We start from the raw sequence: 13367 nt of genomic DNA, 5'->3' as shown, positions 1-13367 counted from the left end.
AAGATGGCCTTCCTTTGATGAAACGACTAATTCAAGCTCGTTGCTCTATTACTGCTCCTCCTACTCTTCCGATACCTCTCTAAACCTGACCAAACGTCTTTCCAAAAGAGCCACACCCAAATCTTTTCTGGAAGTTCAATAGTCCGATGCGCTTCCAACTATATTGTTTCTAGACCCGATGATGGGTCTTTTTTTTGTAATGACTAGCCCGGCGGTTGGATCTGTCTTTTCGATGGCTGCGTTCGCGTAGCGTGGCCTAAAGGCCAATCGCACACCCTTTCCTCATCTCTACATTCCCTGGGTTTCTTGTTCAGGTACAGCTGCGATCGCAAACCCAAACCCCATCTCTACATGCCCAGCTCATCCCGTTGGTAATGTCTTAGTCATTATCGGGTAGTGGTTCTTCTGTTGTTGGAGTCTTGTAAGTGGGTAGAGACCGGATAAATTCCCTGATCAGTTCTGTTTTACCCCTGTGATACTGTTTACAATACTCCTCTAGTGCCTCAAATTCATGCTCTGGAAGTTTGAGGCTCATATTTTTTATTTTTGGCCTTGTCATGGATGCGTTTATAGTGTAATGTTTAAATAACGCTTATGACATTACCCAGTAAAGCTCATGACGTTACCAGAAACAGATAGTGTGATGGGAGTGAATGGTGCTCACTCCCATCACAACCGTGGTAGGAGAGGAACTCCTACCTGTTCTTTACAAGCTGCTTCTAGTTTATCTGAAAGGTTGTTCGCGTAGCGTGGCCTATTGGCCAAGGTTGTTGAAGGTTGTTCGGCGTAGCGTGGCCAATAGGCCAAGGTTGAATTCACTTCTGCCTTCTGCCCTCTGCCTTGTTTTCCCCAAAGTATAAGTATTCAACGTCTTAAACTATCCTTATGTTGCTATTAGCTAAATTATTTACCATTCTAACTTTTTAAATGTAACTAATTATTACAATATCGAAAATTTATCTCGATTTTTTTGAATTTCCACTTGACAACAACCATAGCCACTATTTATAATATAATCATGGCTAAAAGAGCCGCGCTTCTTGCTTGAGCGGGCACAAGCGCGGCTCTCTACCAAACTACAGTTTAGGTAACTCTATCATAATGGCAAAGAAACAATCCTTTCATCATCCCATCGATTATCACGAAGCGATGGAGCGTCTTGAGCAGCTTGGACAACAGAGGGAACCGAAGCAGGAAAATTTGTATCCCTATCCCATCAAGGAGCGATGCAGCGCGGTCTTGGGGGTTTCCCCCATGAGCGACTGCATCAAGAAGCGAGAGCAAATACTAATCCGACTGTATAGTTACTACCAATTGGGCATGACACCGCAGCGTTTTTACCAAAAGTGGGACTTAACCCAGGAAGATCTAGCTTTGATCTGCTCTTGTTCCGCTCACACTGTTAATGGCTGGTTTAATACTAGTCGTCGCTGTTACCCTCCGACTCCTGTTCACTTGCAACCTCTGGCGATTATGGATTTTTTGTTGGAGGATTTTGAGACTATTCCGAGGGAGTTATTGGATCGATTGTGCTTGAAGGAGGAGAGAATGGTGAATTAAGAATGTAGAATGTAGAATGTAGAATGTAGAATTAAGAATGTAGAATTAAGAATGTAGAATGTAGAATGCAGAATGTAGAATGTAGAATTAAGAAGGCAGAAGTCAGAAGTCAGAAGTCAGAAGGCAGAATTCCCAATTCTAAATTCTAAATTCCCAATTCTTAATTCTAAATTCCCAATTCTAAATTCTAAATTCTACATTCTTATCTTGATTCAGCAATGCGCAATCACTTAGTAAAGCACTGCACTTGGTCCTTCAGAAATACCAGTCTTGGGTACTTCTTCGTCTCCAACCCATTCAGAACCATCAAACACATTACACCACATCCATCCACTGTCATCTCGCCCTTGATGTAACAGGTAAATTTGGTCATTATATACGACTGCTGATGGTCCAGCAGTTATCCCAGTTTTATGTATCTTGTGATCTCCAGCCCACTCATTGCCATCGAAGATATTACACCAGACCCAACCGTTATCACCTCTGCCCTCGTGAAACACGTATATTTGACCGTTGTAGACTAATGCATCTGGATCATCGGTTAAACCTGTGCCCCGTACCTCTTTATCTCCAGCCCACTCATTGCCATCAAAAACGTTATACCAGAGCCAGCCACTATCCCCTCGTCCTTGGTGGAACACATAGAGGAGGTCATTGTATACTACTGCTGATGGACTAGACGTAATTCCGGTCTTAGGAACTTCTTGATCTCCAGCCCACTCATTGCCATCAAAAACGTTATACCAGAGCCAACCACTATCTCCTCGTCCTTGGTGGAATACATAGAGAAGGTCATTGTATACTACTGCTGATGGGCCAGCAGTTATACCAGTCTTACCAATTTCTTGATCTCCAGCCCAGTCATTGCCATCAAAAACGTTATACCAGAGCCAACCACTATCTCCCCGTCCTTGGTGGAACACATAGAGAAGGTCATTGTATACTACTGCTGATGGATCTCCTGTCATCCCAGTTTTAGGAACTTGTTGGTCTCCAACCCATTCATTGCCATCAAAAACGTTATACCAGAGCCAGCCACTATCTCCTCGCCCCTGATGAAATACGTAGATGTTGCTCATTGTTAGTTCCCTAATTTGTCTCTAGTTAATCATAGTAATACTACCTAGGGGGGTGACATGTTTTTTGGGTAATAATTTCAGTCTATAAGTTACAAAAAGATACATTCTGTTAGGCTAAAGGGGGGTAAGGATAGGAGGGTTTATTTACCGGAAAGTGCGTTCGCGGAGCGGCTCTGAAGAGCATCGCTTTTGTAAATGATTGGTTGACCACAAGAGGCAATCAACCAGGGGCGCTGTTGTGCCCCATACGCAAAGGGGGGCAGATACAGTACAGAAAAATGACCCCCCAGGCCGTGTTGTTGATTTTGCAGAAACGAGCTAAACAGGCTGGGGTCGAGTCCTTTAGTCCCCATGATTTTCCCAGGACCTTTTGCTCTGATTTGCTTGATGCTGGGATTGATATTGTGACGGTACAAAAGTTAGCTGGCCATGCTTCCCCTGTGACTACCGCTAAGTATGATAGACGGGGTGAGGAGGTTAAGCGTAGGGCGGTGCAGAAGTTGGGATTTTAGGAGGGGGGTTTTTGGTTTGAGTGCTGGATGAATGGAAAATCAGCCGCTAAAGCCTAAAATTCAGCCTGTTACCGCAGTTTTGGGAGAGACAGGAAATTAGCCTTCGCCTAGCTTTTGGAAATCATGATTTGTTTGAAATCCTTGCTGGATACAGCTATCGTTTTGTTCAATATTATTAGTTGACTAACACGAAATGAGTACGGATATTCAGCATCGATGCGGACTGGATGCGATTGTGTTTATAAATAGCTGACTGTTATTTTAATGCCGTTAACGGTTCTTACCGGAGATTCAAGTTCACATTTTCTTTCCATGGGAATTGGTAGCGTTATCGTAAATGGCTTTTTCGATGCCCCTTAGTTGAGCGCTAAATGCTGACATAATTGCTAGATTCGTCTTAACTAGGTTTTATCTTCAACTGGCTTAGAAAGCTCACATTCTACTGTTATTTTAAGATTACTTTTAGCCGTCCCCTTGGTGACATAAGGAATCCCCGCCTCTCCCCCTAATTCAATCCCAAATTCTAAGGTAACTTTTTTAACGTTAGGTATTGGCTTTTTCTTGAAGGCATTTAAACCAATAATAGTGTAAGCCCGGATCGTCCCTTCAATGAGTTGAGCGTGCTGTATTATTTGCTGTCGTAGCCTTTCAGGAGAACTCATGCCCTTGTCAGTAAGGGCTTCTTCTTCCTCTTCCTCTTCGTCTTGGTTATCTGGGCTGCTTACCGTAGGAATGTCTAAATCTTCTGTAGCTTCAACATAAATAATTGTGCCATCCTCTAGCTGAATTGGCGTTAATTGTGTCATAATATAATATTTACTAAACTATTTCCCAGCAAGACTGATAACATAATTGTATTCCTCTTAATCACCTATTTATCTAAAGAAAGCTGGTTTTTATGAGTCGGAATGCCTTAGTAATAGGAATTAGTACCTACAGCTATGAACGCCTCAATAATTTAACGGCACCTGGGCAGGATGCAGAAGCTGTAGCCCAATTACTAGAGAAGTATGGAGACTTTAAGGTAACACGACTTCCGGCGGTTAAGGATAAACATAATAATACCATTCGCGTTGGTAAAAAAACCAAAGTCACTCTGACTCAGTTAGAAGACGCCATAGTACAATTGTTCAAACCAAATGGGAAACCCCCAGATACAGCGCTACTCTATTTTTCTGGGCATGGTTTACGAAAAAGCAAAGGCATACAAGAAGGGTTTTTGGCAACTAGTGATGTTAACCCAGACATGGGTTCTTGGGGTTTATCCTTACAATGGCTACGGCGACTGTTACAAGACAGTGAAGTAAGGCAGCAGATTATTATTTTAGATTGCTGTTATGCCGGAGAAGTGCTAAATGTAGCAGAAGCAGACCCCGGAGAGCGTGGTAAAGGCAGAGACCGGTGTTTTATTGCTGCTTCTCGTGCCTTTGAACTCGCCTATGAGGAAATTGGTAGTAATCATAGTGTTCTCACCTCAGCACTGATCCTAGGATTGGAACCAAGCCAAGAGCGATGGGTAACTAACTATACCTTAGTTGATTTACTAACTCAACAACGGAATGCTTTTCCCCAGCGTCCTATTTTTAGTAATTCTGGTGAACCGATTAATCTGACTCGCAGGTGGACAGCAGCAACAAAACAGTCAGCTGCATCAGCAAAAAGTATCTGTCCTTATAAGGGTTTGGCTTATTTTGATTGTACGGAAGAAGATGCCAGGTATTTCTACGGTCGTACTGCCTTAACAGACCAATTGTTGGAAAAGGTGCGTGTTGGTAATTTTCTCGCTGTCTTGGGAGCGTCTGGTAGTGGGAAATCCAGTGTAGTTAGGGCGGGATTATTGTATCAGTTACAACTGGGACAAAGGTTATCTGGTAGTGAAAGTTGGCAGATAAAAATCTTTCAACCCGGTGAACACCCCCTCAATTCTTTAGCACTAACCTTTGTAGATTCTGGGTTATCTGATATCGAACGGGCAAATCAATTAGCTCAAGCCGAGGATTTGATCCAAAAGGGTTCTGAAGGGTTGAGACAATTAATCGCTGTGACCGATACCCAGCGGCTAATACTGGTAGTTGATCAGTTTGAAGAAGCCTTTACCTTGTGTCAGTATAGCTCAGAAAGGCAGCAGTTTTTTGAATGCTTATTAGGAGCTTTACCTAAAACCGGGGATAAACTCTGCTTGGTATTGACAATGCGGGCAGACTTTTTTGGTAAATGTCTTGAACAGGACTATAGCGGATTGGCACAACAGATTCAAGAACATGGAATTGCTGTGATGCCCATGTCACCAGAGGAGTTAAAACAGGCAATTGCAGAACCAGCCAAACAGGTAGATTTGGAGATAGAGCCAGAACTGGTGAAAGAAATACTGACAGATGTAGCGGATGCACCAGGATATCTGCCATTACTGCAATATACCCTGACACGACTGTGGGAAGAAAGCACTGATAACTGTTTGCGGCTCAACACCTATGTCAAATTGGGTGGTGTGATGGGTACTTTGCGTCAACGGGCGACTGAAGTGTATGAACTATTTTCTGAACAAGAACAAACAGCAGTACGGCATATTTTTCTAGCACTGACTCAGTTGGGAGAAGGGACAGAAGATACTCGCAGACGAGTATTTAAACCAAATTTAGTAAATCAGCGCTACAGCGAAGAACTTATTGATACCGTAGTTCAGAAATTGGCCGATGAAAAGCTAGTTGTTACCACTGAAATGGTAGGTAAAGGAGAAGGAACAAAGACAGTAGCAGTGGTGGATGTGGCTCATGAAGCCTTGATTCGTCATTGGAGTCTGTTGCGGAGTTGGATAAGTGAAAACCGGGATGGGATGAGAATAGCCCGTAAGATTGAGGCGGCGGCTGAAGAGTGGAAAAGGGAAGTAAAATTGCCGGATTATCTGCTTACGGGTGCAAAATTGACGGAAGCGGAGAATTATTTGGAGAATTATTTTGAATTAGGTTTGCTTTCTGTGTTGGGTAAGGAGTTTATTGGTCACAGTATTCAGCAGCGTAATAGAAATAAATGGGTAAGGGTTGGGTTATTTGCTTTTGTTATAGGTGTGGTAGCAATAAGCTTAATTGTATCGATTTATTTTGGTTTAAAATTTCGTAAACAGGCAATTAATGCAAAATTACAAGCAGAAGCTACCAAGATTAAGTATTCTCTATCAGTCAAACCAACCACAGAAGAATTGATAAAAGCTATTGAAACAACAGCTGATAGTCTATCTGAGAAAAAAAACTTAAAACCAACAGTAATTAATGAAGTTAATTATAGCTTATTGGCAGCTTTAGATAAGGTTAGAGAAAGGAATCTTTTACAAGGTCATACAAGTTCTGTCAGAGATATCGCTTTTAGTCCAGATGGCAATAAGATACTCAGTGGCAGTAGGGACAAAACAGTGCGTTTGTGGGACACAGAAAGCGGTAAACTAATCCATACATTAGAAGGTCATACAAGTTCTGTCAGAGATATCGCTTTTAGTCCAGATGGCAATAAAATACTCAGTGGCAGTAGGGACAGAACAGTGCGTTTGTGGGACACAGAAAGCGGTAAACTAATCCATACATTAGAAGGTCATACAAGTACTGTCTATGCGATCGCTTTTAGTCCAGATGGCAATAAGATACTCAGTGGCAGTAGGGACAGAACAGTGCGTTTGTGGGACACAGAAAGCGGTAAACTAATCCATACATTAGAAGGTCATAAAGATTCTGTCAATGCGATCGCTTTTAGTTCAGATGGCAATAAGATACTCAGTGGCAGTAGAGACAAAACAGTGCGTTTGTGGGACACAGAAACCGGCAAACTAATCCATACATTAGAAGGTCATACAAGTTCTGTCAGAGATATCGTTTTTAGTCCAGATGGCAATAAGATACTCAGTGGCAGTAGGGACAAAACAGTGCGTTTGTGGGACACAGAAACTGGTAAACTAATCCATACATTAGAAGGTCATACTAGTACTGTCAGAGATATCGCTTTTAGCCAAGATGGCAATAAGATTATCAGTGGCAGTAGTGACAACACAGTGCATTTGTGGGACACAGACACCGGTAAACTAATCCATACATTAGAAGGTCATAAAGATTCTGTCTATGCGATCGCTTTTAGTCGAGATGGCAATAAGATACTCAGTGGCAGTAGGGACAACACAGTGCGTTTGTGGGACACAGAAACTGGTAAACTAATCCATACATTAGAAGGTCATGAAGATTCTGTATATGCGATCGCTTTTAGTCGAGATGGCAATAAGATTATCAGTGGCAGTAGGGACAACAGAGTGCGTTTGTGGGACACAGAAACCGGTCAACCTCTCCATACATTAGAAGGTCATACTAGTTATGTCACAGATATCGCTTTTAGCCCAGATGGCAAAAAGATACTCAGTGGCAGTAATGACAACACAGTGCGTTTGTGGGACACAGACACCGGTAAACTAATCCATACATTAGAAGGTCATAAAGATTCTGTCGATGCGATCGCTTTTAGTCCAGATGGCAATAAGATACTCAGTGGCAGTAGAGACAAAACAGTGCGTTTGTGGGACACAGAAACCGGTCAAATAATCCATACATTAGAAGGTCATACACGTTCTGTCTTAGATATCGCCTTTAGCCAAGATGGCAATAAGATACTCAGTGGCAGTAGGGACAAAACAGTGCGTTGGTGGGACACAGAAACCGGTAAACTAATCCATACATTAGAAGGTCATACAGCTGATGTCAGTGCGATCGCTTTTAGTCCAGATGGCAAACATATTATCAGTGGTAGTGGCGACGGCACAGTGCGGTTGTGGGATACAGAAACCGGTAAACTAATCCATACATTAGAAGGTCATAAAGATTCTGTCGATGCGATCGCTTTTAGTCCAAATGGCAATAAGATACTCAGTGGTAGTGACGACGGCACAGTGCGGTTGTGGGATACAGAAACCGGTCAAATAATCCATACATTAGAAGGTCATACAAGTACTGTCTATACGATCGCCTTTAGTCCAGATGGCAATAAGATACTCAGTGGCAGTTGGGACAACACAGTGCGTTTGTGGAACACAGAAACCGGTAAACTAATCCATACATTAGAAGGTCATACACGTTCTGTCTTAGATATCGCCTTTAGCCAAGATGGCAATAAGATACTCAGTGGCAGTTGGGACAACACAGTGCGTTGGTGGGACACCGAATCCGGTCAATTGCTCCATACATTAGAAGGTCATACAGCTGATGTCAATGCGATCGCTTTTAGTCCAGATGGCAAACAGATTATCAGTGGCAGTGGCGACGGAACAGTGCGTTTGTGGCGGGGTGGAAATTGGAAAGATTGGTTAAAAGAGGGATGTGATCAGCTGCAATTTCATCCTTACCTCGTTGCGCCTCACCATAATCAAGATAATAAAGAAGATAATAAAGCAGGAGAAGCCTGTCTCAAGTATGCCGATTGGGAAGATAAAACCAAAGCAGAATTTCTGGTGAGACAAGGTAGGGCTTTTGTTTTACAAAAAGAGCCAAATGTCAAGGCTGCTGTTAAAAAATTTAAAAAAGCGCAAAAACACAATCCTGATATAGACCTCAATCCAGATACAGAGGAAATCGACAAAGACCCCAAAACGGTAGCGTACTTGTTAACCGCACAAGCTAAAGTGAGTCAGGGAGGAGAACTAGCAGGAAAGGGAAAAATAGAGGAGGCTATTTCTGTCTATTCTGAAGCACAAACACTCAATCCTGACATCGACCTCAATCCAGATACAGAAGAAATAGATAAAGACCCCAAAACAGTAGCGCAACAGTTAGCCCCAGACTAGAAATAATCACATGCCTGTCCACAGAAGAATGAAGTAGGTGCTTAAGCCATCGCCTCATCGGGGGTACCTACCAACCAAATATATTACCATTAGAGCCGAAATCTTGGATAGATTATCGGCTTTTTGCGTTGTTTATAATACTTATTACATCATTTATAATACTTCTAACTGGGGTTACCGGAACTTACAGATTCTTCCAAATTCTAATCGAATGAAAATTTTGAATTAAGAATGGAGAATTATATTCTTAATTCAAAAACGATTCTGGTTTGCGATCGCACTTCGCCTGGGAGCATGTCACCTTTGTAATTAGGTAAATAGATCCCCCCTAGCCCCCCTTAAAAAAGGGGGGAATTAGATTCAAAAGTCCCCCTTATTAAGGGGGATTTAGGGGGATCTAAATCAGGGATTAACAAAATTGACATGCTCCGCTTTGCCTTGGCCTGGTGTTGCGATCGCGATTATTTTCATGACTGGCTTATATCATGTCTTAGCGCAGCATGAAACACATTTTAATTAGGTTAGAAAGGATAATAATAGAATTGTTAAACACCGATAATATGACGCCATTGGCTGCTTTCTACCATAGCCTCTGGATTGGATAAGCATCAAAAACAGAATCTATACTCAACAAAGGCATCTGTTCCACAACAGCTTGAGCGATCAGAAGTCGGTCAAAAGGATCGCGATGCTGTAATGGTAAACTTGCTAATGCATAGATATGATCTAACTCAATCGGTAAAAAGTACAAATCATTTGTCTGCTGCTGTCTTTCCAACACCTCAGCCAGGGTAAAGTTAAATGATAGTTTGTTAAGTTGGAGTTTGATTTGCATTTCCCAGACACTAACCAAACTCAAGAACAATTCGTTTTGCCTATCAGCCAGTAAACTTTTAACCTGTTCCGATAACTTTCTTTGACTTACCGTCAACCAGATAAACGTATGAGTATCCAATAGCAGTTTCATTATTAACCTGCCTGAGACTGATCTGACAATGGATCGTTCTCACCGAACCAAAATTCATCAGATAGAGGCTCGTTGAAATCATCACTGATCCATCCTTGTCCTTCCAGCAACCCTAAAATCCGAGGAGCCTGAGATTGACTGGGCTCAGATTCAACATACTTAAGAGCCAGAAACTCCACAAACTCAAACACCATCTGCTGTTGCTGTGCTGGTAATGCCTGCAAGCTTCTCAGAAATTCTTGAGGTAAACCTATCGTCTGGTGATTCATCACTACCCTTTCATCAAACACTTATTATTTTGGGCGTTGCTGAATTGAAGTATGAATGGGCGATTGTTTGGTTTTGGTAAAGCCCCCTAAATCCCCCGAGCGAGCAATCCCTCGCTCGGGGGACTTTTAGAGTTTTGTTCCCCCGCCGGTGCGCTTTCCGTTGGCGAATTAAATTCGCCACGGGTCGCACCGCAAAATTGGGGGGCTAGGGCGTGTTTTCAAAGTTTTCCGCAAGATTATGATCCCCCCCAGCCCCCCTTGAAAAAGGGGGGAGCCATACTCAAATTCCCCCTTTTTTAAGGGGGATTTAGGGGGATCTCCGAGTTTGAAGACACGCCCTAGGGGGGCACAATCATACCCAGAATCACCAACGCCTTATTTTGCTTGGATAGAACTTATCCAATCTTATCTATTCTTGGGCACAATGTCTTGATGCAGCGCAGTCATCGGTAATTGCTATGATAAAATATCTTTCCAATAGCTGGTAAGTGAGGAGGGTGGCTATTGCAACAACTATTACGTATTTCTAGACTAATTGATAGCTTCAACGAGAGAATTGGTCGCTTAACCTACTGGATTTTGCCACTGATGATCCTGATTGGTGTGTGGAATGTCGTTGGTCGCTACTTGGGACGTTTTATAGGAGAAAACTTGAGTTCTAATGGGTTTATCGAAACTCAGTGGTACTTATTTGACTTAGTATTCCTGTTGGGGGCGGCTTACACTCTCAAGCATAATGGCCATGTGCGAGTGGATGTTTTTTATAAGAGTTTGAAGCCAAAGGCTCAAGCGATCGCTAATTTAATTGGGACATTATTGTTCTTAATTCCGTTCTGCATCATGGTAATTTATTTTTCTTGGGGAGCAATTGTTAATTCCTGGACGATTCAAGAAATGTCACCAGATCCAGGAGGGTTACCCCGTTACCCAATTAAATCCATGATTATTGTCAGCTTTGGGTTGCTGATTCTTCAAGGAATCTCAGAAGCCATCAAAAACTGGGCAATTTTTGCTGGATATTTGGCACCCCAGGAGGAGGAATAAAACCATGGGTTATGACTGGTTAGGTCCGGCCATGTTTGGCGGTGCCTTGGTATTACTTTCCATCGGCTACCCGGTGGCCTTCTCCCTAGGTGGGGTGGCAATTTTGTTTGCCATCGTGGGAGTGAGTTTGGGTATCTTTGACCCGATATTCCTGACCGCTATGCCCCAGCGGATTTTCGGCATCATGGGCAACTACACTCTCCTAGCAGTGCCCTACTTTATTTTTATGGGTTCGATGCTAGAAAAATCTGGCATTGCTGAGCAGCTGTTGGAAACCATGGGCATTCTGTTTGGACGGCTGCGAGGGGGATTGGCCTTAGCGGTGGTGATTGTGGGGGCGTTGCTGGCGGCATCTACTGGAGTCGTTGCCGCAACAGTAGTAGCCATGGGACTGATTTCCCTACCAATAATGTTGCGCTACGGTTATAATAAAGAACTAGCCACTGGCGTAATCGTGGCATCCGGGACATTAGGACAGATTATCCCCCCTAGTGTAGTCCTAGTAGTATTAGCAGATCAGTTAGGAATTTCCGTAGGAGACCTGTTTATCGGTTCCGTGATTCCTGGTTTAATGATGGCTGGGGCGTTTGCCATTCATGTGATCATTGTAGCATGGCTCAAGCCAGACGCAGCACCAGCCCTACCCCTAGAAGTGCGAGATATTAGTGGCAAAGCTTTGGGAAAGCGGGTGATCCAATCAATGGTACCGCCATTATTGTTAATTCTATTAGTATTGGGCAGTATCTTTTTTGGGATTGCCACTCCAACGGAAGCAGGGGCTGTGGGTTGCCTGGGCGCAATAGTATTGGCTGGTGTGAATGGTCAGTTGAATTTGGCATCCCTGCGACAGAGCTCTGATGCCACGATGCGGATTACCAGCATGGTGATATTTATATTGCTGGGTTCAACAGCATTTAGTTTAGTGTTTCGTGGCTTGAATGGCGATCGCGTCATGGAAGCGATGCTGTTAAACCTTCCCGGCGGTTACATTGGCTTCCTAATAGTCAGTATGTTAACGATTTTCCTACTAGGCTTCTTTATAGACTTTTTTGAGATTGCCTTTATTGTAGTACCGCTGTTTGCTCCAGTCGCCCAACAGCTTAACCTTGATTTGGTCTGGTACGGGGTAATTATCGGAGCCAATCTCCAAGCCTCATTTCTGACACCACCCTTTGGCTTTGCTCTGTTTTATTTACGGGGTGTCGCCCCACCAGAAGTGAAAACCATGGAAATTTACCGAGGTGCGATTCCCTTTATCCTGTTGCAACTGCTGGTGTTAGTGTTGATTATTGCCTTTCCTGGTATAGTCAGTTTCTTGCCATCTTTGAGTACTTGATATCAAGTCCGGTTGAATACCCATAATAAAAGATGTAGGGTGGGCAGTGCAGCAGACAGATCATCAAGCTTGCAAACCGCGTTGGTAGGCACTGCCCACCCTACGATTAATCACTGTTTGACTGAGTTCATGTAGGGTGGGCAGTGCAGCAGACAGATCATCAAGCTTGCAAACCGCGTTGGTAGGCACTGCCCACCCTACGATTAATCACAATGGTGCTGAGGGTCAGTTGATGTAGGGTGGGCAGTGCAGCAGACAGATCATCAAGCTTGCAAACCGCGTTGGTAGGCACTGCCCACCCTACGATTAATCACTGTTACAATTCCCAGTCGGGAGTAGTTGATGTAGGGTGGGCAGTGCAGCAGACAGATCATCAAGCTTGCAAACCGCGTTGGTAGGCACTGCCCACCCTAGGATTAATCACTGTTACAATTCCCAGTCGGGAGTAGTTGATGTAGGGTGGGCAGTGCAGCAGACAGATCATCAAGCTTGCAAACCGCGTTGGTAGGCACTGCCCACCCTAGGATTAATCACTGTTACAATTCCCAGTCGGGAGTAGTTGATGTAGGGTGGGCAGTGCAGCAGACAGATCATCAAGCTTGCAAACCGCGTTGGTAGGCACTGCCCACCCTACGATTAATCACAATGGTGCTGAGGGTCAGTTGATGTAGGGTGGGCAGTGCAGCAGACAGATCATCAAGCTTGCAAACCGCGTTGGTAGGCACTGCCCACCCTACGATTAATCACTGTTTGACTGAGTTCATGTAGGGTGGGCAGTGCAGCAGACAGAT

At 43.6% G+C, this 13367-nt stretch carries 11 protein-coding genes and 1 pseudogene; 5 read left to right on the top strand and 7 right to left on the bottom strand.

Features of this window, described 5'->3' with window-relative positions; genetic code table 11:
• Positions 1-379 precede the first annotated feature (379 nt).
• Together F6K37_RS18150 and F6K37_RS18145 are read right to left on the bottom strand one after the other, a co-directional pair.
• Positions 380-535 (bottom strand): hypothetical protein, encoded by a 156-nt coding sequence (locus tag F6K37_RS18150; protein WP_008181428.1) that lies wholly within the window; start codon positions 533-535, stop codon positions 380-382.
• Positions 536-669: 134 nt separating this feature from the next.
• Entirely contained in the window at positions 670-819 is a 150-nt protein-coding gene (locus tag F6K37_RS18145; protein WP_154659713.1) for a hypothetical protein, read from the bottom strand.
• A 282-nt stretch (positions 820-1101) separates the two neighbouring features.
• Here F6K37_RS18145 and F6K37_RS18140 point away from each other — a divergent pair, with 282 nt between their 5' ends.
• A complete protein-coding gene (locus F6K37_RS18140) occupies positions 1102-1560 on the top strand; it encodes a hypothetical protein (RefSeq protein WP_008181431.1) in 459 nt (152 codons plus the stop codon).
• Positions 1561-1790: 230 nt separating this feature from the next.
• On the opposite strand, the gene F6K37_RS18135 is transcribed toward F6K37_RS18140, so the two are convergent.
• Positions 1791-2639, bottom strand: a complete 849-nt coding sequence (locus F6K37_RS18135) for a hypothetical protein (protein WP_287251475.1) — start codon at positions 2637-2639, stop codon at positions 1791-1793.
• Between the two features lie 117 nt (positions 2640-2756).
• Between F6K37_RS18135 and F6K37_RS18130 the strand changes: the two are divergent.
• Positions 2757-3151: pseudogene (locus F6K37_RS18130) on the top strand (tyrosine-type recombinase/integrase); the annotation flags it as partial.
• Positions 3152-3552: 401 nt separating this feature from the next.
• Here F6K37_RS18130 and F6K37_RS18125 read toward each other — a convergent pair.
• Complete coding sequence (locus F6K37_RS18125; RefSeq protein ID WP_008181438.1) at positions 3553-3957, bottom strand: CU044_2847 family protein; 405 nt, start codon at positions 3955-3957, stop codon at positions 3553-3555.
• Between the two features lie 92 nt (positions 3958-4049).
• Here F6K37_RS18125 and F6K37_RS18120 point away from each other — a divergent pair, with 92 nt between their 5' ends.
• Positions 4050-8960: an nSTAND1 domain-containing NTPase gene (locus F6K37_RS18120; protein WP_287251474.1), complete on the top strand. Its 4911-nt coding sequence runs from the start codon at positions 4050-4052 to the stop codon at positions 8958-8960.
• Positions 8961-9540: 580 nt separating this feature from the next.
• Here F6K37_RS18120 and F6K37_RS18115 read toward each other — a convergent pair.
• Complete coding sequence (locus F6K37_RS18115; protein WP_287251473.1) at positions 9541-9927, bottom strand: type II toxin-antitoxin system VapC family toxin; 387 nt, start codon at positions 9925-9927, stop codon at positions 9541-9543.
• A gap of 2 nt (positions 9928-9929) precedes the next feature.
• Positions 9930-10196 (bottom strand): DUF2281 domain-containing protein, encoded by a 267-nt coding sequence (locus F6K37_RS18110; RefSeq protein ID WP_044492422.1) that lies wholly within the window; start codon positions 10194-10196, stop codon positions 9930-9932.
• A gap of 504 nt (positions 10197-10700) precedes the next feature.
• On the opposite strand from F6K37_RS18110, the gene F6K37_RS18105 reads away from it, so the two are divergent.
• Positions 10701-11240: a TRAP transporter small permease subunit gene (locus F6K37_RS18105; RefSeq protein ID WP_008181445.1), complete on the top strand. Its 540-nt coding sequence runs from the start codon at positions 10701-10703 to the stop codon at positions 11238-11240.
• A gap of 4 nt (positions 11241-11244) precedes the next feature.
• Positions 11245-12576 carry a TRAP transporter large permease gene (locus F6K37_RS18100; RefSeq protein ID WP_008181447.1) on the top strand — a complete coding sequence of 444 codons (1332 nt, stop codon included), beginning with the start codon at positions 11245-11247 and terminating at the stop codon, positions 12574-12576.
• A gap of 160 nt (positions 12577-12736) precedes the next feature.
• Here F6K37_RS18100 and F6K37_RS18095 read toward each other — a convergent pair whose 3' ends face one another.
• Positions 12737-12868, bottom strand: a complete 132-nt coding sequence (locus tag F6K37_RS18095; protein WP_287251472.1) for a hypothetical protein — start codon at positions 12866-12868, stop codon at positions 12737-12739.
• Positions 12869-13367: the final 499 nt, after the last annotated feature.

This window comes from Moorena sp. SIO4E2 (assembly GCF_010671945.1).
Classification (GTDB): Bacteria; Cyanobacteriota; Cyanobacteriia; order Cyanobacteriales; family Coleofasciculaceae; genus Moorena; species Moorena producens.
The sequence above is the reverse complement of the archived record's forward strand: the minus strand, read 5'-3'. Positions and strand labels throughout refer to the sequence as shown.